The sequence below is a fragment of the Georgenia sp. TF02-10 genome (assembly GCF_022759505.1).
Taxonomy (GTDB): Bacteria; Actinomycetota; Actinomycetes; order Actinomycetales; family Actinomycetaceae; genus TF02-10.
Window position 1 is genome coordinate 1,547,075 of the sequence record NZ_CP094289.1, and the last position, 23,967, is coordinate 1,571,041.

At 76.5% G+C, this 23,967-nt stretch carries 21 protein-coding genes and 1 pseudogene; 15 read left to right on the top strand and 7 right to left on the bottom strand.

The genetic code is table 11. The annotated features are described in order from the left end of the window. Window positions 1–6: 6 nt before the first annotated feature. A complete protein-coding gene (locus tag MF406_RS06965; protein ID WP_242897222.1) occupies window positions 7–1,008 on the top strand; it encodes an L-lactate dehydrogenase in 1,002 nt (333 codons plus the stop codon). A gap of 62 nt (window positions 1,009–1,070) precedes the next feature. Here MF406_RS06965 and lexA read toward each other — a convergent pair whose 3' ends face one another. Then, entirely contained in the window at window positions 1,071–1,742 is a 672-nt protein-coding gene (gene lexA / locus MF406_RS06970; protein ID WP_242897223.1) for a transcriptional repressor LexA, read from the bottom strand. Window positions 1,743–1,948: 206 nt separating this feature from the next. Here lexA and MF406_RS06975 point away from each other — a divergent pair, with 206 nt between their 5' ends. Next, on the top strand, window positions 1,949–2,416 hold the full coding sequence (locus MF406_RS06975; RefSeq protein WP_242897224.1) for a LysM peptidoglycan-binding domain-containing protein: 468 nt from the start codon (window positions 1,949–1,951) through the stop codon (window positions 2,414–2,416). A gap of 147 nt (window positions 2,417–2,563) precedes the next feature. After that, window positions 2,564–3,031, top strand: a pseudogene (gene nrdR, locus MF406_RS06980) (transcriptional regulator NrdR); the annotation flags it as partial. A 408-nt stretch (window positions 3,032–3,439) separates the two neighbouring features. Here nrdR and mgrA read toward each other — a convergent pair. From mgrA to MF406_RS07005, 5 genes are all read right to left on the bottom strand, one after another. Continuing rightward, window positions 3,440–4,474, bottom strand: a complete 1,035-nt coding sequence (gene mgrA / locus MF406_RS06985) for an L-glyceraldehyde 3-phosphate reductase (protein WP_242897225.1) — start codon at window positions 4,472–4,474, stop codon at window positions 3,440–3,442. Window positions 4,475–4,533: 59 nt separating this feature from the next. Next, window positions 4,534–5,754: a phosphoglycerate dehydrogenase gene (serA, locus tag MF406_RS06990; RefSeq protein WP_242897226.1), complete on the bottom strand. Its 1,221-nt coding sequence runs from the start codon at window positions 5,752–5,754 to the stop codon at window positions 4,534–4,536. A 77-nt stretch (window positions 5,755–5,831) separates the two neighbouring features. Continuing rightward, window positions 5,832–6,248 (bottom strand): type II toxin-antitoxin system VapC family toxin, encoded by a 417-nt coding sequence (locus MF406_RS06995; RefSeq protein ID WP_242897227.1) that lies wholly within the window; start codon window positions 6,246–6,248, stop codon window positions 5,832–5,834. Then, window positions 6,245–6,490, bottom strand: a complete 246-nt coding sequence (locus MF406_RS07000) for an Arc family DNA-binding protein (RefSeq protein WP_242897228.1) — start codon at window positions 6,488–6,490, stop codon at window positions 6,245–6,247. Before MF406_RS07000 ends, MF406_RS06995 begins: the two co-directional genes overlap by 4 nt. A 137-nt stretch (window positions 6,491–6,627) precedes the next feature. After that, a complete protein-coding gene (locus MF406_RS07005) occupies window positions 6,628–8,925 on the bottom strand; it encodes an AAA family ATPase (RefSeq protein WP_242897229.1) in 2,298 nt (765 codons plus the stop codon). 230 nt (window positions 8,926–9,155) lie between these two features. Here MF406_RS07005 and MF406_RS07010 point away from each other — a divergent pair, with 230 nt between their 5' ends. The 3 genes from MF406_RS07010 (at window position 9,156) to MF406_RS07020 (ending at window position 12,301) form a co-directional block, all read left to right on the top strand. Continuing rightward, the gene (locus MF406_RS07010) at window positions 9,156–10,193 is read left to right on the top strand and encodes a proteasome assembly chaperone family protein (protein WP_242897230.1); all 1,038 of its coding nucleotides are present in this window, start codon (window positions 9,156–9,158) and stop codon (window positions 10,191–10,193) included. 200 nt (window positions 10,194–10,393) lie between these two features. Beyond that, window positions 10,394–11,767 (top strand): nitrate/nitrite transporter, encoded by a 1,374-nt coding sequence (locus MF406_RS07015; protein ID WP_242897231.1) that lies wholly within the window; start codon window positions 10,394–10,396, stop codon window positions 11,765–11,767. Window positions 11,768–12,094: 327 nt separating this feature from the next. After that, window positions 12,095–12,301 (top strand): cold-shock protein, encoded by a 207-nt coding sequence (locus MF406_RS07020; protein ID WP_242897232.1) that lies wholly within the window; start codon window positions 12,095–12,097, stop codon window positions 12,299–12,301. 104 nt (window positions 12,302–12,405) lie between these two features. On the opposite strand, the gene MF406_RS07025 is transcribed toward MF406_RS07020, so the two are convergent. Continuing rightward, window positions 12,406–13,275, bottom strand: a complete 870-nt coding sequence (locus tag MF406_RS07025) for a spermidine synthase (protein ID WP_242897233.1) — start codon at window positions 13,273–13,275, stop codon at window positions 12,406–12,408. Between the two features lie 37 nt (window positions 13,276–13,312). Here MF406_RS07025 and dinB point away from each other — a divergent pair, with 37 nt between their 5' ends. The 9 genes from dinB to mraY all read left to right on the top strand — a co-directional run bounded on the left by dinB (window position 13,313) and on the right by mraY (window position 23,788). Continuing rightward, a complete protein-coding gene (gene dinB / locus MF406_RS07030; RefSeq protein ID WP_242897234.1) occupies window positions 13,313–14,608 on the top strand; it encodes a DNA polymerase IV in 1,296 nt (431 codons plus the stop codon). Window positions 14,609–14,702: 94 nt separating this feature from the next. Continuing rightward, the gene (locus MF406_RS07035; protein WP_242897235.1) at window positions 14,703–15,080 is read left to right on the top strand and encodes a DUF3040 domain-containing protein; all 378 of its coding nucleotides are present in this window, start codon (window positions 14,703–14,705) and stop codon (window positions 15,078–15,080) included. A 716-nt stretch (window positions 15,081–15,796) separates the two neighbouring features. Continuing rightward, window positions 15,797–16,228 (top strand): division/cell wall cluster transcriptional repressor MraZ, encoded by a 432-nt coding sequence (gene mraZ, locus MF406_RS07040; RefSeq protein WP_242897236.1) that lies wholly within the window; start codon window positions 15,797–15,799, stop codon window positions 16,226–16,228. 293 nt (window positions 16,229–16,521) lie between these two features. Next, window positions 16,522–17,523 carry a 16S rRNA (cytosine(1402)-N(4))-methyltransferase RsmH gene (gene rsmH / locus MF406_RS07045; protein WP_242897237.1) on the top strand — a complete coding sequence of 334 codons (1,002 nt, stop codon included), beginning with the start codon at window positions 16,522–16,524 and terminating at the stop codon, window positions 17,521–17,523. Further along, on the top strand, window positions 17,520–17,957 hold the full coding sequence (locus tag MF406_RS07050; protein WP_242897238.1) for a hypothetical protein: 438 nt from the start codon (window positions 17,520–17,522) through the stop codon (window positions 17,955–17,957). The genes rsmH and MF406_RS07050 overlap by 4 nt, the downstream gene beginning before the upstream one ends. Beyond that, window positions 17,954–19,717 carry a penicillin-binding protein 2 gene (locus MF406_RS07055; RefSeq protein WP_242897239.1) on the top strand — a complete coding sequence of 588 codons (1,764 nt, stop codon included), beginning with the start codon at window positions 17,954–17,956 and terminating at the stop codon, window positions 19,715–19,717. The genes MF406_RS07050 and MF406_RS07055 overlap by 4 nt, the downstream gene beginning before the upstream one ends. 29 nt (window positions 19,718–19,746) lie before the next feature. After that, on the top strand, window positions 19,747–21,279 hold the full coding sequence (locus MF406_RS07060) for a UDP-N-acetylmuramoyl-L-alanyl-D-glutamate--2,6-diaminopimelate ligase (RefSeq protein WP_242897240.1): 1,533 nt from the start codon (window positions 19,747–19,749) through the stop codon (window positions 21,277–21,279). After that, window positions 21,276–22,706, top strand: a complete 1,431-nt coding sequence (murF, locus tag MF406_RS07065; protein WP_242897241.1) for a UDP-N-acetylmuramoyl-tripeptide--D-alanyl-D-alanine ligase — start codon at window positions 21,276–21,278, stop codon at window positions 22,704–22,706. Before MF406_RS07060 ends, murF begins: the two co-directional genes overlap by 4 nt. Continuing rightward, on the top strand, window positions 22,703–23,788 hold the full coding sequence (gene mraY / locus MF406_RS07070) for a phospho-N-acetylmuramoyl-pentapeptide-transferase (RefSeq protein WP_242897242.1): 1,086 nt from the start codon (window positions 22,703–22,705) through the stop codon (window positions 23,786–23,788). Before murF ends, mraY begins: the two co-directional genes overlap by 4 nt. Window positions 23,789–23,967: the final 179 nt, after the last annotated feature.

The window sequence follows — 23,967 nt, forward strand, 5'->3', positions numbered from 1 at the left end:
GACGTCATGGACCAGGCCGGTGGCCGGAACGAGCTGCTGGGGGAGGGCCGCCTCCCGGAGCGGCGCTCCACCAAGGTCGCGATCGTCGGGGCGGGGGCGGTCGGCTCCACCCTCGCCTACGCGTGCCTGCTGCGCGGCGCCGCCCGCGAGGTGGTCCTCTACGACCTGAACAAGGCCAAGGTCCAGGCCGAGGCGATGGACATCGCGCACGGCATCCAGTTCACCCCGATGGGCACCGTCGCGGGCTCGGACGAGGTGGATATCTGCGCCGGCGCCGACGTCGTCGTGATCACCGCCGGCGCCAAGCAGCACCCCGGCCAGTCCCGGCTCGACCTCGCCGGCGCCACCATCGACATCATGCACCGGCTCGTGCCGAGCCTGGTCGACGTGGCCCCGGACGCCGTCTACGTCATGGTCGCCAACCCGGTCGACGTCGTCACCTACGCCAGCCTGAAGATCTCCGGCCTGCCCGACAACCAGTTCTTCGGCTCCGGCACCGTGCTGGACACCAGCCGGCTGCGCTACCTCGTCGCCCAGGAGTGCGGCGTCGCCGTGCAGAACGTGCACGCCTACGTGGCCGGGGAGCACGGGGACAGCGAGCTGCCGCTGTGGAGCTCGGCGATGATCGGGGCGGTCCCGCTGCTCCAGTGGGGCCCCACGGTGTCCGGCCGGCTGCTCGACGAGGGGGTCCGGGCGCGGATCGCGGAGGAGGTCGTGCGCTCGGCGTACCAGATCATCGAGGGCAAGGGCGCGACCAACTACGCCATCAGCCTCGCCACCGTCCGCATCATCGAGGCGGTGCTCCGCAACGAGCAGCGGGTGCTCTCGGTCTCCTCGCTGCTGGAGGACTACCTGGAGATCTCCGACGTGTGCCTGTCGGTGCCCACCGTCGTCGGCCAGCAGGGGGTGGGCCGCCGGCTCGTCCCGGTGGTCACCGAGCGGGAGCGCGGCGACCTGCTGCGCAGCGCCGAGTCGATCCGCGCGGTGGCCCGCCAGTTCGGGTTCTGACGCCCGGGCGCCGGCCGGTGCCGGCCGGTGCCGTCCGGCCGCCGCGCACCGGCTGACCGCCGTCAGAGGCTGCGCAGCACCGTCACGACCCGGCCGAGGATCTGCGCCTCGTCCCCCGGGATCGGCTCGAAGGACGGGTTCTGCGGGAGCAGCCAGACGTGGCCGTCCCGGCGCTGGAAGGTCTTGACCGTGGCCTCGCCGTCGATCATCGCGGCGACCACCTCACCGTTCTCCGCCACCGGCTGACGGCGGACCACCACCCAGTCGCCGTCGCAGATCGCGGCGTCGATCATCGACTCCCCGACCACGCGCAGGAGGAACAGCTCGCCGTCGCCGACCAGCTGGCGCGGCAGCGGGAAGACGTCCTCGACCGCCTGCTCGGCCAGGATCGGGCCGCCCGCCGCGATGCGGCCGACGACGGGCACCAGGGTCGGCGCCGGCGCGCGGAGCCCCTCCCCGTCCAGCGGCACCACCTCGGCGAGGGAGGCGCGGTCCTCGACCACCTCCATCGCCCGGGGCCGGTGCGGGTCGCGCCGCACGTACCCCTTGCGCTCGAGCGCCCCGAGCTGGTGCTTGACCGAGGACGGGCTGGTCAGCCCGACCGCGGCGCCGATCTCACGCATGGTGGGCGGGTAGCCGCGCTCGCGCACCCCCGCCCGGATGACGTCCAGGATCAGCCGCTGCCGGTCCGTGAGGGACGGCAGGCGGGGGGTGGTGCCCTCGTTGGTGGTCACAGCGGCGGTCCTTCCTGGTCCTGGCGGCGCCGCCGGCCGGCGCCGATGTCAGTGGTCGGTGATGGGCTGACACCACCAGCGTAGAAGGGACCGGGCCAGATGGGAAACATCTGTTCGACGGCGTGTCGACAGCCGCGCACGGTGCCGCTACTGTTGCGAACAGCAGTTCGACATACACCAGTTCTACCGAGCTTCAGGAGGCAACCATGAGTGCCCTGCTCGCCCCGCCGCCGGCCACCGCCCGCACCACCGTGCCGTCCCGTCGCCGGGGCAGCGGCCGGGCGGCGCCCACCGGGCGGCCGCGGCTGCAGCTCGTCGGCCCGGGCTTCGTGCCGCAGCCCGCGCTACCCGCCGTCGCCCCGGCCCCGGCCCGCCCGGCCCCGCTCACCCTCACCCGCCGGGGCCGGCGGGTGGCCGCCACCCTGGTCCTGCTCCTCGCCGCGGCCGCCGCCGCGGCCCTGGGCACCTGGGCGGGCCTCGCGGTCCGGGAGGCTCCCGCCGGACCGGTGAGCAGCGTCACCGTCGAGCCGGGCCAGACGCTCTGGGCGCTCGCCGCCGCCACCGCCGACCCCGGGGAGGACGTGCGCGACGTCCTCGCCGGCATCACCGACCTGAACCAGCTGGACTCCGACGTCCTCCGCGCCGGCCAGGTCCTGCTCGTCCCGGCGGGCTGAGCCATGGCCGCCGCCACCGCCAGTTGCGCCGCGATCGGCCCGCGACCTACGGTTCCTGCGGCGTCCGCACCGGCCTGGACGGGCGCCGCCGCGGCGCGGCCCGGCGCGCCGCCGCCGGACCGCCGGGGCCCAGGGAGGGTTGACGAGGTGCACTGCCCGTTCTGCCGGCACGCCGACTCCCGGGTCATCGACTCGCGCACGGCCGAGGACGGCACGTCGATCCGTCGGCGCCGGCAGTGCCCGAACTGCGGGCGCCGGTTCACCACCCTGGAGACCTCCAGCCTCACCGTGGTGAAGCGGTCCGGGGCCACCGAGCCGTTCAGCCGGGACAAGGTGATCGCCGGGGTCCGCAAGGCCTGCCAGGGCCGGCCCGTCTCCGACGACGACCTCGCCCTCCTCGCCCAGCAGGTGGAGGAGACGGTGCGGGCCAGCGGCGCCGCCCAGATCGAGGCCCACGAGATCGGGCTGGCCATCATCGGCCCGCTGCGGCGCCTGGACGAGGTGGCCTACCTCCGCTTCGCCAGCGTCTACTCCGCGTTCAGCTCCCTGGACGACTTCGAGGCGGCGATCCGCACGCTGCGGGCCGAGCACGCCGAGCGCGCCGCGGCCGGGGAGGTGCGTGACGGCGAGGGGCAGCAGTCGGTCGACGGCGCGGGGCCGGCCCGGCCGGACGGCGCCGCGGACGCTCTGCAGCCGGGCGCGGACGCGGTGCAGCCGGACGCGGATGCGGCGCAGCCGGACGCAGACCGGGATGCCACGCCGACGGGCGCCGGCGCCCCGCAGCCCGGCGCGGGCGCCGGACCGGCCACGTCCGCTACCCTGGCCCCAGCCGCGGCGCCCGAGGAGGCCCCGGCCCACTGACCGCCGTCGGCGGTGGCGGAGGGGAAGCCGCCACCGCCGACGGCTTCCACGTCCGTGGGGGCCGGCTCCCCGGGACCGGTGAGCCCTGCGGCCGGTCAGCCTTCCGACCGGCGAGCCCCCGCGGGCGGCCGGGCCCCCGCGGCCGGCCGCAAGACCCGCGGCTCAGAGGTCGGAGGAGCGCGGCCCCCAGATGTTGACCCCGGCCTCGATCGCGTGCTCGTCGATCGCGGCGAGCTCCTCGGGGCTGAAGTCCAGGTTGTCCAGCGCCGCGACCGAGTCCTCGAGCTGGGCCACGCTTGAAGCGCCCACGAGGGCGGTGGTCACACGCGGGTCGCGCAGCACCCAGGCGATCGCCATCTGCGCCAGCGTCTGGCCCCGCCGCTGGGCGATCTCGTCCAGGGCGCGCACCCGCTCCAGGACCTCCGGGGCGAGGAACTCCTGCCGGAAGGAGCCCCCGCGCGCGGCCCGGGAGCCCTCCGGCACGCCGCGGAGGTACTTGTTCGTCAGCAGGCCCTGGGCGAGGGGGGAGAAGACGACCGTGCCCGTGCCGGACTCGCCCAGGACGTCCAGGACGCTGGGGGAGCCCTCCTCGATCCAGCGGTTCACCATCGAGTAGGACGGCTGGTGGACGAGGATGTCCAGGCCGATCTCGGCGGCGATGTCCAGCGCCTCCCGGGTCCGCTCGGCCGAGTAGGAGGAGATGCCGGCGTACAGCGCCCGCCCGGAGTCCACCGCTGACTTCAGCGCCCCGAGGGTCTCGCGCAGCGGCGTCGTCGCGTCGTAGCGGTGGGAGTAGAAGATGTCGACGTAGTCGACCCCGAGCCGGGCGAGGGACTGGTCCAGGGAGGCGAGCAGGTACTTGCGCGAGCCGCCTTCGCCGTACGGGCCGGGCCACATGTCGTACCCGGCCTTGGTGGAGATGACGAGCTCGTCGCGCAGGCCGGCGAGGTCGGTGGCGAGCAGCTGGCCGAAGTTGCGCTCGGCCGAGCCCGGCGGCGGGCCGTAGTTGTTGGCCAGGTCGATGTGGGTGATGCCCAGGTCGACCGCCCGCAGGACGATGTCGCGCTGGCGGGCCAGCGGGACGTCGTCGCCGAAGTTCTGCCACAGGCCCAGGGCGACGGCCGGCAGGTCCAGGCCGCTGCGCCCGCAGCGGCGGTAGGTCATGGAGTCGTAGCGATCAGGTGCGGGAAGGTGCATGCCCTGACCGTAGCGCCCGCCGGGCCCGGGTCACTCCGGCCGTCTGGCCCAGGGCCCGGTCACTGCCCGTCGTCGGGCCGCTGCATCACCCGCAGCCGGATCGTGTCCTCCAGCCCGGCCACGGCCGCCACGGCCTCGCGCGGCAGCTCGGAGCCGATGTCGGTGACGGCGTAGCCGATCTCCCCGACGGTGCCCAGGATCTGGCCGTCGATGTTGGCGCCGTGCTCGGCGAAGGTCTGGTTGACCAGGGCCAGCACGCCGGGGGTGTTGCGGTGCACCAGGGTGACCCGGTAGCGCGCCGCCGGGGAGGGCTCCAGGCTGAGGCGGGGGAGGTTGACGGAGAGGTCGGTGACGCCGGTCCGGGCGTACCGGGCGAGCTTGCCGGCGACGAAGTGGCCGATGTTCTCCTGCGCCTCCTGCGTCGAGCCGCCCACGTGCGGGGTGAGGATGACGTTGGGCAGGCCGCGCAGGACGGACTCGAACGCGTCGCCGTTCTTGCGGGGCTCCTCGGGGAAGACGTCGACGGCGGCGCCGGAGATGGACCCGTCCAGGACGTGCGCGCGCAGCGCGTCGTAGTCCACCAGGAAGCCGCGGGAGAGGTTCAGGAAGCTCGCCCCGTGCTTCATCTGGTCGAACTGCTCGGCGCCGAACATCCCGGCGTTGCCCGGCCGGCCGTCCACGTGCAGGGTGACGACGTCGGCGACGGCGAGCACCTCACTGAGCGAGCCCATCCGCTGGGCGTTGCCCAGGGCCAGCTTCTCCGCAGTGTCGTAGAACACCACCCGCATGCCCAGCGCCTCGGCGACGACGGAGAGCTGGGTGCCGATGTTGCCGTACCCGACGATGCCCAGCGTGCGGCCCCGCACCTCGTGCGAGCCGGCGGCCGACTTGTCCCACACGCCGGCGTGCAGGGCCTTGTCCCGGACCGTGAGCCGGCGGGTGAGCGCGATGATCTCCGCGACCGCGAGCTCGACCACGGAGCGGGTGTTGGAGAACGGGGCGTTGAAGACGGCGATCCCGCGCCGGGCGGCGGCGCGCAGGTCGATCTGGTTGGTGCCGATGCAGAACGCCCCGACGGCGAGCAGGTCGGGCCGGGCGGCGAGGACCTGCTCGGTTACCTGGGTGCCGGACCTGATCCCGAGCAGGTCCACCCCGTCGAGGGCGTCGATCAGGTCCTCCTCCGCCAGGGCGGCGGGGTGGCGGACCACCTCGTAGCCGGCGGCGGCGAGGATCGGGTCGGCGTCGGGGTGGGGGTTCTCCAGGAGCAGTGCCGTTGCCACGCCCTCATGGTCCGCCGTCTCGCGATGCGGGAGCAAACCCGTCCGCGTTCCGGACGAGCGTTCCGCGGCGGCGCCAGTCAGGTCAGCCACGGGTCGAGGAGCTCGACGCCGGTGCCCTCGAAGTCCTTCGTGTTTCGGGTGGCCAAGCGGGCCCGGTGGGACCGCGTGATCGCTGCGATCTGCGCGTCGAGTGCGTCGATGGGGCGACCGACGCGCTCCCGTGCTGCGGCGATCACGCCGTAGAGCCGTGCAGCCGCATTGTCGAACGGCAGCACCTGACGCGGAAAGGCGTCCAAGATCTCCTCGGCGGTCTCTTGCAGCCGACTGGTGCGCCGACCCGCCGGCAGGCGCGCGAGGCCATACCGGATCTCGGCGACGGTGATCGCCGTCGTCGCCACGACGTCGCGCCGCTGCTGCCGGAGCCAGGAGGTGACCGCCGGAGACGGCGACGGCCGCATCAGTTCCGACACGACGTTCGTGTCGACGATGATCATTCGGCGAAGCCGGCGGCCCGGGCCGGAGTCGATCGTGCAGGGATGGCGAGGTCAACGCCGCCGAGGTCACTGAAGCGGTCGAGCAGGGTGGTGAAGAGATCGGCGTCGGGCTCCGGCTCGCGCACCGCGGCAGTCAGGATGTGGCGGATCTCGGCCTCCATCGACCGGCCGTTGCGGGCCGCGCGCACGCGCAGCCGCTCACGCACGTCGTCATCCAGGTCACGGACGCTGATGGCCGCCATGCCCCACCTCCCTCCTGCTAGCGACGCTAGCACTCGCTGGTCCCGAGGCGGACCGGCGTGCGGATCAGCGCTCGGTGCTTCGGACTCCGCCGTCAGCGGGCCGGCGAGGCCACCCTGGCACCTCCGGCGCTCCGCGGCTACGCCCCCGCCGGCACCTCGGGCATCCCGGCCGGCAGCGGCGCGGCGTGCACGACGTGCAGCCGCCGGGTGGGCCGGGTCATCGCGACGTACAGGTCGCCCGGGCCGCCCGAGAGGATCTCGGCCGGCTCCAGCAGGACCACCGTGTCGAACTCCAGGCCCTTGACGCCCACCGCGTCGAGCACCACCAGGCGCGCGCCCAGCGGGTCGTCGTCGGCGCCGGCGAGGGCCGCGCGCAGCGCCGGGTCCGCGGCCAGGTCCGCGGCCACCCCCGCGGCAGCCCCGGCCGGCACGACGACCGCCGCCCGGCCCAGCCCGGCGCCGTCGGTCTGGTCCAGCCGGGCGAGCTCGTCGGCCACCACGGCGGCGGTGACGGCCGGCAGGGTCGCCGGGGTCGCCCGGGTGGTCGCCAGCGCATCCGGCAGGTCCCGGGCGGACCGGACGGGGTAGGCGGGCGGGGACCCGGCGGCGGCGAGCACCGCCGTCGCGGCGGCCATGACCGTGGCCGGGGTGCGGTAGCTGATGGTCAGCACGGCCTCGCGGACGTGCTCGCGCCCGGCGTCCCCGAGCACGCCCGCCCAGGACCGGGCCGGCACCCGCCCGCTGCGCTGGGCCAGGTCGCCCACCACCGTCATCGACCGGGACGGGCACCGGCGCAGCAGGGCCCGCCACGCCATCGGCGAGAGCTCCTGCGCCTCGTCGACGACGACGTGCCCGTAGGTCCAGGTGCGGTCCGCGGCCGCCCGCTCGGCGGTGCTCAGCACCGGCCCGGTCGCGGCGAACCGCTCGGCGAGCATCTGCGCGTCCACCAGGCCCCCGCCCAGGCCCTGGGCGGCGATCGCCTCCTGGGCGTAGCGCACCTCCTCGGCGGCCTGCTGGCGCTGCGCGGCCCGGGCCCGGGCGCTCTCGGCCTGCTCGTGCGGGCCGAGCAGCTCGGCCAGCTCGTCCAGCAGCGGCACGTCGGCCACCGTCCACGGCGCGCCTGGCTCCCGGTGCAGCAGCGCCCGGTCCGCGGCGGGCAGCCGCGGGGCGTACCGGGCCAGCAGGTCCGGCCGGGCGTAGAGCCGCTCGAGCAGGCCGTGCGCGGTGGTCGGCATCCAGCACAGGTTCACCGCCACCCGCACGTCCCGGGCGCTGCGCACGTCCTCGTAGAGGTAGGGCCGCTCCTCCGGGTCGTCCACGCCCCGCGCGGCGGCGTACTCCCGGACCAGGACGTCCAGCACCGCCCGGGCGAACGTCTCCCGGGCCTGGTTGTGCGGCTGGCCGGTGCGCCGGGCCCGGGTCATCGCCGCCCGCACGTCCTCCGGGCGCAGGTGGATCGTGGTGCCCTCGACGTCGAGCTCGCGGGCCTCGGCCGGCACCCGCTGCAGGCCGCGCACCGCCCGGGCGAGGACGTCGGCGAGCTCGACCCGGCCCTTGACCGCGGCGACCTCCGGGGCCTCCGTGCCGGTCGCCGTCGTCCCGGGCAGCAGGTCCGCCATGGTGGTGGCGACGACGTCGGTCTCGCCGAGCGAGGGCAGGACCTGCTCGATGTAGGACAGGAACACCCGGGAGGGGCCGACGAGCAGCACCCCCGAGCGCTCCAGCCGCTCCCGGTGGGCGTAGAGGAGGTAGGCGGCCCGGTGCAGCGCGACGGCGGTCTTGCCCGTCCCCGGCCCGCCCTGGACCACCAGGATGCCGGCGAGGTCGGACCGGATCACGGCGTCCTGCTCGCCCTGGATGGTGGCGACGATGTCGCTCATCCGGCCCTCCCGGGCGGCGGACATGGCGGCGAAGAGCGCGCCCTCCCCGGTCAGCCCGGAGGCGGTGGCCTCGTCGAGGTGGTCGGCGTCGAGCAGCTCGTCCTCCACGCCGAGGACCGTGCGGGCCCGGGTCAGCAGGTGGCGCCGGCGCACCACGTCGCCCGGGTGGGCGGCGGTGGCCTGGTAGAACGGCCGGGCCGACGGCGCCCGCCAGTCCACCAGCAGCTGGTCCCGGGCGGCGTCGGACAGCCCGATCCGGCCCACGTACCGCGGCTCGCTCGCCCCGCGCAGGTCCAGCCGGCCGAAGACCAGCCGGTTCTCCACGTGGTCCAGCCGGGCGACGGCGTCGGCGTAGTGGGCGGCGAAGGCGTCCCGCTCCGAGCGGTTCTGCGGGGAGCCGGACGGGCCGGTGCGGCGCACCTCGGCCAGCCGGGCGCGGTAGGCCTCGCGCAGCTCGTCGAGGCGGGCGTAGACGACGTCGACGTAGCCCTGCTCCTCGGCGGCCGCCTGGCGGGCCGCCGGCGTGCCGGACTGGTCGGCCTGCGTCTGCTGCAACGCGTGCTCCTGGGGGTGAGACGGGGTGCCGAGCGGCACGGCCTACCATTATCTGCCACGACGGCGGCGCGTGCAGGCGGCGCGGACGGCGCGGGCGGCGCGCGTGCCGGGGGGCGGCGGGGGCACGCGAGGCCGGCGCGTCGCCCGCGCGCCAAGGCGCCGGCCGCGGAATGCTGGGCCCGGCAGGGACGTTGTCCCCGGCAGAGACCTGAGAAGGAAGGAGCGTGCCCATGCGCGACCCTCTGTTCACCCTGAGCCCCGGCGCGCAGGACGCCGCGCCGGTCCCCGTGCTCGTCCACGCGCTGCGCGGCGGGCTGGACGCCGGCAACGCCGGCGCGCTGGCGGCCCAGCACCTGCTGGAGTCCCTGCCCGCCGAGCGGGTGGCGACCTTCGACAGCGACGCGCTGGTGGACTACCGCTCCCGGCGCCCGCCGCTGACCTTCGCGGACGGGCAGTTCAGCGACTACGAGGACCCGGTCATCGCCCTGGACCTGCTCCGTGACGACGAGGGCAACCCCCTGCTGCTGCTGCACGGGCCCGAGCCGGACCTGCGCTGGGACGGCTTCGTCGACGCCGTCACCACCCTCGTGGAGACCCTGGGCGTGCAGCGCACCATCGGCGTGCACGGGATCCCGATGGCCGTCCCGCACACCCGGCCCACCACCGTCACCGCCCACGCCACCCGCGCCGGGCTGGTGCGCAACGCCGCGCAGATGCTCGGCACCATCCAGGTCCCCGGGTCCGTCGCCGGCCTGCTGGAGCTGCGGCTGGGCCGGGCCGGGCACGACGCCGTCGGCTTCTCCGCCAACGTCCCGCACTACCTGGCCCAGTCCGAGTACCCGCAGGCCGCCGCCGAGCTCGTCCGCCAGGTCGCCCGCAACGCCGACCTGGCCCTGCCGGTCGGGGAGCTCGAGGCCGCCGCGGCCGACGTCGCCCAGCAGATCGCGACGCAGGTCGCCGCCTCGGCCGAGGTGGGCGCCGTCGTCAGCGCCCTCGAGCGGCAGTACGACGCCTACGTCGCCTCCGCCGCCCAGCCCGGGCAGACCACCCTGCTGGCCGACCCCGGCTCCCTGCCGACCGGGGACCAGATCGGCGCCGAGCTCGAGGCGTTCCTCGCCGAGCAGGCCGGCGGGGACGAGCCCCGTCCCGGCCAGCCCGGGCCGGACCAGCACCGCACGGACCAGGCCGGGGCGGACCAGCCCGGCACGGACCAGGCCGGGGCGGACCAGCCCGGCACGGACCAGGCCGACGGCGACGGCGGGCGCTGACCCGACCGAAACCGCCTGACCGCCGCGAGCGCGCCGCCCCTGCGGGCGGCGCGCTCTCGCCTGTGCACCGCCCCCCGCGGGCGGCGCGCTCTCGCCTGTGCACCGCCCCCCGCGGGCGGCACGCTCGCCTCGGTCCGAGCAGCACCCAGAGCGCCGAGACGCCCGACGGCGGCCGGCCCGCCCGGGGCACAATGGCCGGCGTGTCGCCCCTCCTCGCCCCCGCACCGCGGGGCCGGGCGGCGGCGGTGTGGGGTGCGGCGCTGGCGGCCTACGTCGTCGCCGTCACCGGCCGCACCTCCTTCGGCGTGGCCGGGCTGCAGGCCGCGGACCGGTTCCAGGTCGGCGCCTCCAGCCTCGCCCTCTTCGTCGTCGTCCAGCTCGCCGTCTACGCCGCCGCGCAGCTGCCGGTGGGCATCCTCCTGGACCGCTTCGGCAGCCGGCGGCTGCTCGCCGTCGGCGCCGCGGTCCTCGCCGCCGGCCAGCTCATCCTGGCCCTCGCCGACACCCTGCCCCTCGCCCTGGTCGCCCGGGTGCTCGTCGGCACCGGGGACGCCACCGCGTTCGTCTCGGTGCTCCGGCTCGTCCCGGCCTGGTTCCCCGCCCGACGGGTGCCGCTGCTGACCCAGCTCACCGGCATCATCGGGCAGACCGGGCAGATCGTCTCCGCCGTGCCCTTCCTCGCCCTCCTCCTCGGCGCCGGCTGGACGCCGGCCTTCCTCTCCCTCGCCGCGGTCGGGGTCCTTGTCGGCCTGCTCGTGGTCATCGTCGTCCGCGACCGGCCCACCCCGCTGGCCAAGCCGGCGCCGCGGGACAGGGTCCAGCCGGTCCCGTCCGGCGGGGAGCCGGTCGCCGCGCCGGTGCCCACCCCCGAGGGCGTCCGGGCCGGGCTGCGCGCCGTGCTGGCCGAGCCCGGCGCCTGGCTCGGCTTCTGCACGCACTTCGTCTGCCTGTTCCCGACGAACACGTTCATGCTGCTGTGGGGCGTGCCGTTCCTCACCGCCGGGCAGGGCGTCAGCCCGGCCACGGCCAGCGGCCTGCTCTCCACCGCCGCCGTCGCCGGCATCGTCACCGGCCCGCTCTTCGGCGAGCTCGCCGCCCGCCACCCGCTGCGCCGGTCCTGGCTGGTCATCGGCTCGGTCGCCGTCGTCATCCTGATGTGGGCCCTCGTGCTCCTCCCCGCCACCCCGCGCCCGACCTGGCAGCTCGTCGGCCTCGTCCTGGCCCTGACCCTGTCCTCGACGGCGTCCAACGTCGGCTTCGACTTCGCCCGCACCTCCGTCCCGCCCGCCCGGCTCGGCACCGCCACCGGCTTCGTCAACGTGGGCGGGTTCGCGGCCTCCCTGCTGGCCATCTACCTGGTCGGGCTCGTGCTCGACCTGCGCGCCGGGGGCGCCGGGTACACCCTCGACGACTTCCGCGCCGCCCTGGCCACCCAGGCCCTGCTGTGGGCGGTGGGCCTGCTCGGCGTGCTGCTCTCGCGGCGGGCCGCCCGCCGGCAGCTGGCCCGCCGCGGCGTCGTCGTCCCGGCGCTGCGGGACGTCCTGGCCCGCCGGCGGGCCGAGGGCCGCGGCTGACGCCGGGCCGGGTGAGCGGGGGGCGGTGGCGAGCGTCGGCCGCCCGGGCCGGCGACGCGCGGCCGGCGCGCCGACCGTCGGCGAGAAGCTGCGGGGGCGAGGCCGGGCGGGCACGGCCCGGCCGCCGTCGGGAGAGTGCTAGCCGGCACGCCCCGGATCTGTCATGCTGGGGCCGTTGCATCTGCGTTTCCCTGACGTGCGGGACCGGCTCGACCGGCTCCACCGGTGCCCCCCGGTGCCTGGGCAAGGAAGTGGGACGAAGGAAGTGCGGCACGACCCGGGTCGGCACCAGTCCGGCCCACCGACGTCCCGGAAGGACACAGCAAGATGGCACAGGGAACCGTGAAGTGGTTCAACGCCGAGAAGGGCTACGGCTTCATCGAGCAGGACGGTGGCAACGCCCCCGACGTGTTCGTGCACTACTCGGCGATCGCTACCCAGGGCTACCGGAGCCTGGAGGACGCCCAGCGCGTGGAGTTCGAGATCACCCAGGGCCCCAAAGGCCCGCAGGCGGAGAACGTCCACCCGCTCTGAGCTGAGCAACCCCAGTCACGCCAGGGGCCCGCACCGGTTCGGTGCGGGCCCTTCGTGCTGCCCGGCCGGCGCCGGCGGGGCGCGGCGCGCGGCGACGGCGGCGCTCAGGCCGGGGCGGCGTCGTCGGCCGGGTCCAGCAGCACCGGCGTCGTGCCGCAGAAGGCCGCCAGCGCCTCCCCGTGCAGCGCCCGCGCCGGCAGCGGCAGCGCGCGCAGGTCCCGCTCGACCCGGCCCATCGGCAACGGGGCCGACGACGCCGCCAGCACCACGTTGCCGAACCGGCGCCCGCGCAGCACCGCCGGCTCGGCGATGACCGCGACGTCGGCGAAGACCGCCGCCAGCGTGGCCGCCTCCGCCCGCGCCTGGCGCAGCGGCGGCTCGTCGGTGAGGTTGACCAGGTACAGCCCGTCCGGGGCGAGCACCCGGCGCACCTGCTCCGCCGCGGCCAGGGTCCGCACGTGCGGGGGGACCTCGGCGTGGTCGAAGACGTCCCGCACCACCACGTCCCACGCCCCCTCGGCCAGCGTGGCGACCACCGCGCGGGCGTCCCCGACCCGGATCCGCAGCCGGGGCGCGCGGGGCAGGTCGAACCACTCCCGCACCAGGGCGGCCAGCCGCTCGTCCAGCTCGACGGCGAGCTGGGTGGACCCGGGCCGCCGGGCCGCCCAGGCCCGCGCCAGCGCGCAGCCGGCCGCCCCCAGGTGCACCGCGCGGACCGGGCCGGCCGGCCGGGCCGCGTCCAGGACCACGCTCATCTGCTGCATGTACTCGAACTCCAGGTGCGCCGGGTCGGCCAGGTCCAGGTGCGAGCTCTCCATGCCGTCCAGGAACAGGGTCACCCGGTGCGGCTCCCCGGGCTCCCGGCGCAGGCGGGCCACCCCGAGCGACGTCGGCACCGGGGACCGGGGCAGCGCGGCGGCGGTGCCGGCGGCGGCGGCGGGGCGGGCGGGTCGGTGGCGCGGACGATCGGGCACCCCGCCACGTTAGCCTTGCCGGGAGGAGGTGGCGCCGATGAGCCGCGGCCCGCGCAGCGCGACCGCCCGCCGGTCCTGGGGCGAGGACGACACCGGCTGCACCGTGCTGCACGTGGACATGGACGCCTTCTTCGCCTCCGTCGAGCTCCTCGACCACCCCGAGCTGCGCGGCCGCCCGCTCATCGTCGGCGGGGAGCACCGCGGCGTCGTCGCCGCGGCCAGCTACGAGGCCCGCGCCTTCGGGGTGCACTCCGCCATGCCCACCGCCCGGGCCCGGGCGCTGTGCCCGCAGGCGGTCGTGCTGCCCGGCCGGCACCACCGGTACGCCGAGGTCTCCCGGCAGGTGATGGCTGTCCTGGCCGAGGTGACGCCGGTGCTGGAGCAGGTCAGCGTGGACGAGGCCTTCCTCGACGTCGCCGGCGCGGTCCGCCGGATGGGGCCGCCGGTGACGATCGCGCGGTGGATCCGCGCCCAGGTGCGCGAGCGCACCGGCGTGCCGGCGTCGGTCGGGGTGGCCACCACCAAGCACGTGGCCAAGCTGGCCTCCACCCACGCCAAGCCCGACGGGCTGCTGCTCGTCCCCGCCGCGCAGACCGTGCCGTTCCTGCACTCCCTGCCGGTAGGGGCGCTGTGGGGGGTGGGGGAGAAGACCCGCGAGGTGCTCGAGCGCCGCGGTTGGGACACGGTGGCGGACATCGCCGCCACCCCGCTGCCGGTCCTGCACCGGGCCGTCGGGGTCGCCGCCGGCCAGCGGCTGCACGAGCTCGCCTGGGGCATCGACCCCCGCCCGGTCCGGCCCGGCCGGGCGGAGAAGTCGGTCGGCACGGAGACCACCTTCGCCGTCGACGTCATCGACCGCGCCGCCCTGGAGACGGTCCTGCTGGACCAGGCCCACCAGTGCGCCGCCCGGCTCCGCCAGGGCGGGCTGCGCGCCGGCGGGGTGGCGATCAAGGTCCGCCGGCCCGACTTCACCACCCTCACCCGGTCCCGGGCCCTGCCCGCCCCCACCGACCTCGCCCACGACCTGCACGTCGCGGCCCGGGCGCTGCTCGCGGCGGTGGAGATCCCGGCCGCCGGCGTCCGGCTCCTCGGGCTGCGGGCCGAGCGGCTCGTCGGCGCCGACGACGGCGTCCAAGCCACCCTCGACGAGGACCCGCACCGCGCCCGCGCGGAGCGGGCGATGGACGGGGTCCGGGCCCGGTTCGGGCCCCAGCTGCTGCGCCCGGCCTCGCTCCTGGGTGCCGGCCGGACCGACCCCGTCGGCGGCCGCCGGCCGGGCCCTGCACAGTGGCCCGCCCCGGCTTCCGAACCCGCCTCTCCCGACCTATCCTGAGGGGTATCCGTCGACGCCCGACGACGGGACGACTGACCCCACGCCGTCGGCGCCGGATGACGGGGACGACGGGACGGGACGACTGGAGGACGCCATGCCTCTCTCCGAGTACGAGCAGCGCATGCTCCAGCAGATGGAGCAGCAGCTCCGGTCCGACGACCCGAAGCTCGCCGACACCCTGGCCGAGCGCCCCCGCACCGACGTCCGCCGCCTCAGTCTCGGCGCGCTGCTCTTCCTGCTCGGGCTCGCCGGGCTCGTCGGCGGGGTGGCCACCGGGTGGGTCTGGCTCGGTGTGCTCGGGTTCGTCGTGATGCTCGGCGGCGTGCTGCTCGCCATCTCCGGCCCCCGCGGCTCCAGCCGCCGGGCCGGCGGCGTCCGGCGCCCCGGCGGCCCGGGCACGACCTCCAGGGGCAGCTTCATGCAGCGCCAGGAAGACCGGTGGGACCGGCGTAACGAGGACCGCGGCCGGTAGCCCGGTCGCCGGGACGCCGCCGAGCGGGCGGCGCCCCGAGCACGTGAGCCCGCGGCCGGTGCCGCGGGCTCTTGCGGCGGTCCGGTAGTTCCTCTGCGTCAGGCGGCCGACGGCGGCCGCCCCGGGTGGTCACGTCGGATGAGTGGCCCTCGCCCCGCGGCGCCGTGACCGACGGCGACGCTCACCTCGGCAGCGCGGCTCGACGGCGGCCCTTCGTGGCACCGCTGCCGACGGCGACCCCTCGCCTCGGTGGCACGGCTGCGGGCGCTGGCCTCGCCTCGGGGCACCGCTGCCGGCGGACGCTCGCCGCCGCACCCATCGTCGGGCTGCCGCACCGGTCGCCCCGCCGCCCGGTGCGACGCACCAGTCGCCGATATCCGCCGCACCGGGAGTCGCCGCCAGCGTCGCCTACCCGCCCCCACTTCCCTCCACCGGTGCTCCCGGCCCGCCGGTGGCCCCCGCCGGTCGTCGCCCACGCGGCGCCGAAACTTGCGGCGCGACGCCGGCGCCGCTCCGGTTTCCCGTCCACCTGGCCCCAGACACGCCCGCCGACGCGCCGCGGCCGCTCAATCTTCCTCCACTCCTCTCCCGGCCCCTGACCTGCGCCGACGCCGGCCTGGCGGTCACCACGCCGGCTCATGAGCGTTGACCGGGGAGGGAAGTGGAGTAATGTGGGGTGTGCTGGTGGAGCCGAGGCGGAAGGGGGTGCGTCCCAGGTGTTCCTCGGCACGCACGCCCCCCGGCTCGACGACAAGGGCCGCCTGATCCTGCCGGCCAAGTTCCGCGAGGAGCTGGCCGGCGGTGTCGTGCTCACCCGGGGCCAGGAGCGCTGCCTCTACGCCTTCCCGATGCGGGAGTTCGAGGAGATGCACACCCGGCTCCGTCAGGCCCCGGTCACCAGCAAGCAGGCCCGGGACTACCTGCGCGTGTTCCTCTCCGGCGCCGCCGACGAGGTCCCGGACAAGCAGGGGCGGATCACCATCCCTGGCCCGCTGCGCCAGTACGCCGGTCTGGACCGCGACCTCGCGGTCATCGGCGCCGGCACCCGGATCGAGATCTGGGACGCCGGGGCCTGGGACCGGTACCTGACCGCGCAGGAGGAGGCCTTCGCCGAGACCGCCGAGGAGGTGATCCCCGGACTGTTCTGACCGGCACCGGTCCGACGCCCGCCCGGCCCCCGGCCACCACGACCACCACGACCACCGTGACCAGCACGACCCGGACCACCAGCACCCGCACCGCCAGCCCCCGCACCACCAAGCACCACAGCACCAGCAGCCACGACCCCCGCACGACGAGGTCTCTCACCGCGACTCTGACGCACTTCCCCGGCGCCAGAGCAGGCGGAGGGAGTCCTGGTCGGGCGGTGGAGGGCCCCCGACCAGCTACCCCGCACGCACCCGCTGCCAGACACCGCCGCCAGGGCGCCAGGAGGACCCGCATGAGCCAGGACCCGGCCGCGCTGCACCTGCCGGTGCTCGTGGAGCGGTGCCTGGACCTGCTCGCCCCCGCCGTGGACCGGCCCGGCGCCGTCCTGGTGGACGCCACCCTCGGCCTCGGCGGCCACACCGAGGGCGCGCTGCGGCGCTTCCCCGGGCTGCGCGTGGTCGGGATCGACCGCGACCCCCACGCCGTCGCCCTGGCCACCGACCGGCTCGCGCCGTTCGGCGAGCGGTTCACCGCCGTGCGCACCACCTACGACCACGTCGACGACGTCGCCGCCGAGCACGGCACGGACGGTCAGGTCCAGGGCGTCCTGATGGACCTGGGCGTCTCCTCGCTCCAGCTGGACGACGCCGGGCGCGGGTTCGCCTACGCGCAGGACGCGCCGCTGGACATGCGGATGGACCCCACCACCGGGCGCTCCGCCGCCCAGCTCCTCGCCGAGGCGCCCGAGGCCGAGCTGCGCCGCATCCTGCACCTCTACGGCGAGGAGCGCTTCGCCGGCCGCATCGCCGCCGCCGTCGTCCGCCGCCGCGAGCGGGCCCCGCTCACCCGCACCACCGAGCTGGTCGACCTGATCCGCGGCGCCATCCCCGCCGCGGCCCGGCGCACCGGCGGCCACCCGGCGAAGCGGACCTTCCAGGCCCTGCGCATCGCGGTCAACGGCGAGCTGGAGGTCCTCGACCGGGCCCTGCCGCGCGCGGTGGAGGCGCTCGCCGTCGGCGGCCGGATCGTCGTGGAGTCCTACCACTCCCTGGAGGACCGGGCGGTCAAGGCCGCCCTCGCCCGCGGCGCGACGTCCTCCGCGCCGCCGGACCTGCCGGTCGAGCCGGAGACCCACCGGCCCTACCTCCGGCTGCTCACCCGCGGGGCGGAGGAGGCCGACGAGGCCGAGCTCGCCCGCAACCCCCGCGCCGCGTCGGTGCGCCTGCGGGCCGCCGAGCGGCTCCGCCCGACCCCCGCCCACCTGGCCCCCGCCCGCCCGAGGAGGAACGCATGAGTGCCGCCGCCGCCCCGGCCCGCGCCCCACGCCCAACCACCCACCAGCCCACGACGGCGGCGGGGGCCCGCCCGGCCCCCGGCGCCCGCCCCGGCGGCGGGTGGCGCCCCCGGCTGGCCGTGGTGCCCAACCCGGCCCCGTCCCGCGGCGTCGTGCCCTACCTGCTGCTGTGCGCGGCGGTCCTGGCCGCCGCGCTGCTCGGGGCGCTGCTGCTCAACACCCAGATGGCCGCCACCGCCTACGAGATCCACGACCAGCAGGTCGCGCTGAACCGGCTGGAGGAGGCCGAGGCCTCGCTGGTGGCCCAGGTGGAGGAGGCCGGCTCGCCCGCCGCCCTGGAGCGGCGCGCCGAGGAGCTCGGCATGGTCCCCGCCGAGACGGTCCGCCATCTCCGCCTCGCCGACGGCACCATCCTCGGCGGTGAGGCCGAGTGAGCCCCCGCGCCGCGCGGCTGCGCCACCGGGTCCCGCTCGTCCTGGTCCTGACCGTCCTGCTCGTCTTCGGCGGCCGGCTGGTCTACGTCCAGGCGGTCCAGGGCGCCGACCTCGCCGCGGCCGCCCGCGAGGACCGCACCCGGACCAGCACCATCCGCGCCCCCCGGGGGGACATCGTCGACGCCGACGGGGAGATCCTCGCCACCTCGGTGGAGCGGTTCAACGTCGGGGTGAACCAGCGCCTGGTGCGCCAGTACGAGGCCAAGGACGACGACGGCGAGGTCACCGGCACCGGCCCCGCCGCGGCCGCCGAGGCCCTCGCCCCGGTGCTCGGCAAGGACAAGGCCGAGCTCGGCGCCGCGATGGTCGGGGACTCCACCTTCGTCTACCTCGCCAAGGGCCTGACCCCCGAGCAGTGGCGCAAGGTCGACGCCCTGGGCATCCCCGGCATCGAGCCGGAGGAGACCACCGCCCGGGTCTACCCCAACGGCACCACCGCCGGGAACGTCATCGGCTTCGTCGGCCGCGACGGCGAGGGCCTGGCCGGCCTGGAGCTGAGCTACCAGGACCAGCTCACCGGCACCGACGGCAGCCTGACCGTGGAGATCGGCGCCACCGGCCAGGTCATCCCCACCGGCCGGCACGAGGAGGTGCCCGCCGAGGCCGGGCAGACCGTGCACACCACCCTGGACCGGGACCTGCAGCACGTCGCCCAGCGCAGCATCGACCAGGCCGTGGCCGACCACGGGGCCGAGTGGGGCGCCGTCGTCGTCGAGGAGATCGGCACCGGCCGGATCCTGGCCCTGGCCGACTCCGCCACCGTCGACCCCGGCAAGTACCAGGAGGCCGACCCCGAGGACCGCGGCTCGCGCGCCGTCTCCACCCCCTACGAGCCCGGCTCCACCGGCAAGCTGCCGACCTTCGCCGCCGCCCTGGAGGAGGGGACCGCCGACCCCGGCACGGTCTTCACCGTCCCGGACACCCTGACCATGCCCAACGGGCAGACCTTCCACGACAACAGCCCGCACGCCACCCACGTCCTGACCACCACCGGCGCGCTGCAGATGTCCTCCAACACCGCCACCGTCCAGATCGGGGACACCGTCTCCGACCGCACCCGCTACGACCTCATGCGCCGCTTCGGGTTCGGGCAGCGCACCGGCATCGAGCTGCCCGGGGAGAGCACCGGGGTGCTGCGCGAGCCGGACGGGTGGGACCCGCGCACCCGGTACACCACCATGTTCGGCCAGGGCATGTCGGTCACCCTGCTGCAGAACACCTCCATGGTCGCCACCCTGGGCAACGGCGGGGTCCGGGTGGACCCGCGCATCGTCGAGGGCACCACCGACGGCACGGGCACCTTCACCGAGACCGAGACCACCCCCGGGGAGCAGGTGCTCAGCCCGGAGACCGCCGGCACCATGCTGGCCATGATGGAGTCCGTCGTGGCCGACGGCGGCACCGGCACCCGCGGCGCCGTGCCCGGCTACCGGGTGGCCGCCAAGACCGGCACCGCCGAGATCCCCGACGCCGCCGGCGGGCTGAGCAACCGGCTCGGGTCCTACGTCGGCGTCGCCCCGGCCGAGGACCCCCGGGTCGCCGTCGGGGTGGTGGTCTACCGCGGCGCCGGCACCTCCTACGGCGGCACCGTCGCCGCCCCCACCTTCAGCGAGGTGATGGGCGCGGCGCTGCGCGACCTCGGCGTGCCGCCCAGCTCCGAGCCGGCCCCGCACCTGCCGCTGGCGCCGGGGGAGGGATGAGGACCCTCGCCCCGGGGGACAATGACCGGGTGACCGCACCCCGGCTCCGCCCGGCCACGCCCCCCCGGCGGCGCCTGGGCGACCTCGCCGACGCCTTCGCCCTGACCGCCACCACCCCCGGCCCGTGGCGCGCCGTGACCGTCGCCGGCGTCGCCGCCGACCACCGCACCGTGGCGCCCGGGGCCCTGTTCGCCGGGCACGCCGGCGGGCACGTCCACGGCGCCGCCTTCGCCGCGGAGGCGGTGGCCCGCGGCGCGGCCGCCGTGCTCACCGACCCCGCCGGCGCCGACCGGCTGGCCGGGGAGCCCCTCGGCGTGCCGGTGCTGCTCGCCCCGGACGTCCCGGCGATCCTCGGCGCCCTGGCGGCCGAGCTCTACGGCCACCCCGGCACCGCGCTGCGGACCTTCGCCGTCACCGGCACCAACGGCAAGACCACCACCACCTACATGCTCGACCACGCCCTGCGGGCGCTGGGCCGGCGCACCGGCCTGGTCGGCACCGTCGAGCTGCGGGTGGGCGCGCAGGTCGCGCCGGCCACCCTCACCACCCCCCAGCCCGCCGACCTGCAGGCAATGCTCGCGGCCATGGTGGAGGCCGGCGTGCAGGACGTCGTCCTGGAGGTCTCCTCCCACGCCCTCGCCCTGGGCCGGGTCGAGCCCCTGGTCGCCGACGTCGCCGGGTTCACCAACCTGACCCAGGACCACCTCGACTTCCACGCCGACCTGGAGGACTACTTCGCCGCCAAGGCGAGCCTGTTCACCCCCGCCCGGTCCCGCGCCGGGGTCACCCTCGTCGACGACGCCTGGGGCGCGCGGCTGGCCGCGCGCGGCGCCACCGGCGTCTCGCTCACCGGCGCCCCGGCCCCCTGGCAGGTCACCGACCGCGCCGCGGCCGGCCCCGGGACCGCCTTCACCCTCCGCGGCCCCGGCGGCACCGCCCTGCGCACCAGCACCGCGCTGCCCGGGGAGTTCAACGTCGCCAACGCCGCGCTGGCCGCCGTGATGCTGCTCACCGCCGGCGTGCCGGCGGCCGACCTCACCGCCGCCCTGGACGGCGCCGGCGGGCTCAGCCCCCGGGTGCCCGGCCGGATGGAGCTGCTCGCCGACCGGCCCCGGGTGGTGGTGGACTTCGCGCACAACCCGGACGCCCTGGCCAAGGCCCTGACCGCGCTGCGCCCGACCACCGCCGGCCGGCTGCACGTCCTCGTCGGCGCCGCCGGGGAGCGGGACCGCGGCAAGCGCCCGGCGATGGGCCGGCTCGCCGCCGAGCTCGCCGACACCGTGGTGATCACCGACGACGACCCGCACGACGAGCCCGCCGCCCAGATCCGCGCCGAGGTCCGCGCCGGCGCCGAGACGGTGAGCGGCGCCACCGTCGTCGAGGTTGCCGACCGGGCCCAGGCCATCCGTACCGTTGTCCGCGGCGCCGCCGCCACCGACACCGTGCTGGTGGCCGGCCGCGGGCACGAGACCGTCCAGGAGGTCGGCGGCGTCGCGCACCACCTGGACGACCGGGAGGAGGTGCGCGCCGCCCTGGCGGAGCGCACCGGAGGACACCGATGATCACCATGCCCCTGGCCGAGGTCGCCGCCGTCACCGGCGGGCACCTGGCCGGCCCCGACGCGGGCGCCGTCGTCGACGGCGACGTCGTCGCCGACTCCCGGGCCGCCGGGCCGGGCAGCCTGTTCGCCGCCTTCGCCGGCGCCCGCGCCGACGGGCACGACCACGTCCCCGCCGCGCTGGCCGCCGGGGCCGCCGGCGCCCTGGTCAGCGCACCGGGGGCGGTCCTGGCCGCCGGCGCCGAGCCGGGCCGGCTCGTCGTCGTCCCGGACGTCGCCGCCGCCCTCGGCGCCCTGGCCCGGCACGTCCTGGCCGCGCTGCGCGCCGCCCGGCCCACCGACCCGCCGCGGGTGGTCGCGGTGACCGGCTCGGTCGGCAAGACCACCACCAAGGACCTGCTCGCCCGCCTGCTCGCCCCGCTCGGCCCGCTGATCGCCCCGCCCGGGTCCTTCAACAACGAGATCGGGCTGCCGCTCACCGTGCTCCGGGCCGACCATGCCACCACCACCCTGGTGCTGGAGATGGGCGCCGACCACGTCGGCAACCTGGCCTACCTGACCTCGGTCGCCCCGCCCGACGTCGCCGTCGTCCTGGTCGTCGGGCGGGCGCACCTGGGGGAGTTCGGCGGCATCGAGAACGTCGCCCGGGCCAAGGGCGAGCTGGTGAGCGGGCTGCTGCCCGGCGGGACCGCCGTGCTCAACGCCGACGACCCGCGGGTGGCCGTGATGGGAGCGCTCGCCCCCGCCCGGGTGGTCACCTTCGGCCGCGGCGAGCGCCCGGCCGACGTGCGCGCCACCGGGGTCCGGCTGGACGACGCCGGGCACCCCACCTTCACCCTGACCGCCCCGGCCGGCAGCGCCGAGGTCACCCTCGCCCTGGTCGGGGAGCACCACGTCACCAACGCCCTGGCCGCCGCCGCGGCGGCGCTCGACCTCGGCGTCCGGCTGCCCGCGGTGGCCGCCGCCCTCGCCGGCGCCGGCCCGGCCAGCCCGCACCGGATGGCGGTGACCGACCGGGACGACGGCGTGCGGGTGGTGGACGACGCCTACAACGCCAACCCCGACTCCGTGCGCGCCGCGCTGGCCGCGCTGACCACCCTCGGCGCCGGGCGGCGGCGGGTCGCCGTGCTCGGCGAGATGCTCGAGCTCGGCGACGCCGCGGACGCCGAGCACCGGGCCGCCGGTGCCGCGGCGGCCCGGGCCGCCGACGTCGTCCTCGCCGTCGCCGCCGCCCCGCTGGCCGCCGGCGCCCGCGCGGCCGCCGCGCACGGCACCGAGGTGCGCGAGGCCGGCGACGTCGACGACGCCGCCGACCAGCTGGCCGGGCTCCTGCGGGCCGGGGACGTCGTCCTGGTCAAGGGCTCCAACGGCACCGGCCTGTGGCGGCTCGCCGACCGGCTCACCGCCCCCCGGCCGGCGGTGCCCCGGTGATCGCCGTCCTCATCTCCGCCGCGGTGGCCCTGGTGCTGGCGATGGCCGGCACCCCGCTGCTCATCAAGGTCCTCGTCGCCAAGAACTACGGCCAGTTCATCCGCCAGGACGGCCCGACCGCGCACTACACCAAGCGCGGCACGCCCACCATGGGCGGGGTCATCATCATCGCCGCCACGGTGGCCGGCTACGCCGTCGCGAACCTGGCCACCGGCCGGCTGCCGAAGGCCTCCGGCCTGCTGCTGCTCTTCCTCATGGTCGGGCTCGGCGTGATCGGCTTCCTCGACGACTACATCAAGATCTCCCGCCAGCGCTCCCTCGGCCTGGACCCCAAGGGCAAGATCGTCGGGCAGGCGGCGGTCGGGATCACCTTCGCGGTGCTGGCCCTGCAGTTCCCCAACGAGAACTTCCGCACCCCGGCCTCCACCCAGGTCTCGGTCATCCGGGATACCCCGCTGGACCTGGCCTGGCTAGGCGCCGGGGTGGGCCTGGTGCTGTTCGTGGTCTGGGCGAACTTCCTCATCACCGCCTGGTCCAACGCCGTCAACCTCACCGACGGGCTGGACGGGCTGGCCAGCGGCGCCTCGATCTTCGTCTTCGGGGCCTACGCCACCATCACCAGCTGGCAGCTGAACCAGTCCTGCCAGTTCCTCTCAGCCCCGGGCCCGGGCTGCTACGAGGTCCGCGACCCCCGCGACCTGGCCATCATCAGCGCCGCCATCGTCGGCGCCTGCCTGGGGTTCCTGTGGTGGAACACCTCCCCGGCCCAGATCTTCATGGGGGACACCGGCTCCCTCGCCCTCGGCGGGGCGCTGGCCGGGCTGTCGATCCTCACCCGCACCGAGGTCCTCGCCGCGGTCCTCGGCGGGCTGTTCGTCATCATCGTGCTCTCCGACGTCATCCAGATCGGGTTCTTCAAGGCCACCGGCCGCCGGGTCTTCCGGATGGCCCCGCTGCACCACCACTTCGAGCTCAAGGGCTGGGGCGAGGTGACCATCGTCGTGCGGTTCTGGATCATCGGCGCGCTGTTCGCAGCCGCCGGGCTGGGCCTGTTCTACGCCGAGTGGGTGGCCAGCCAGTGACCGCCGACCCCGCCGGCACGCCGCCCACCGGTCCGGCCGGCCCCGCCGACGGCGCCCGGCCCGCCGACGGCGCCCGGCCTGCCGACGGCGCCCGGCCTGCCGACCCCGCCGACGGCGCCCCGCCCACCGACCTGGCCGGCGCCCGGGTCGCCGTCGTCGGCCTGGGCGCCTCCGGCCGG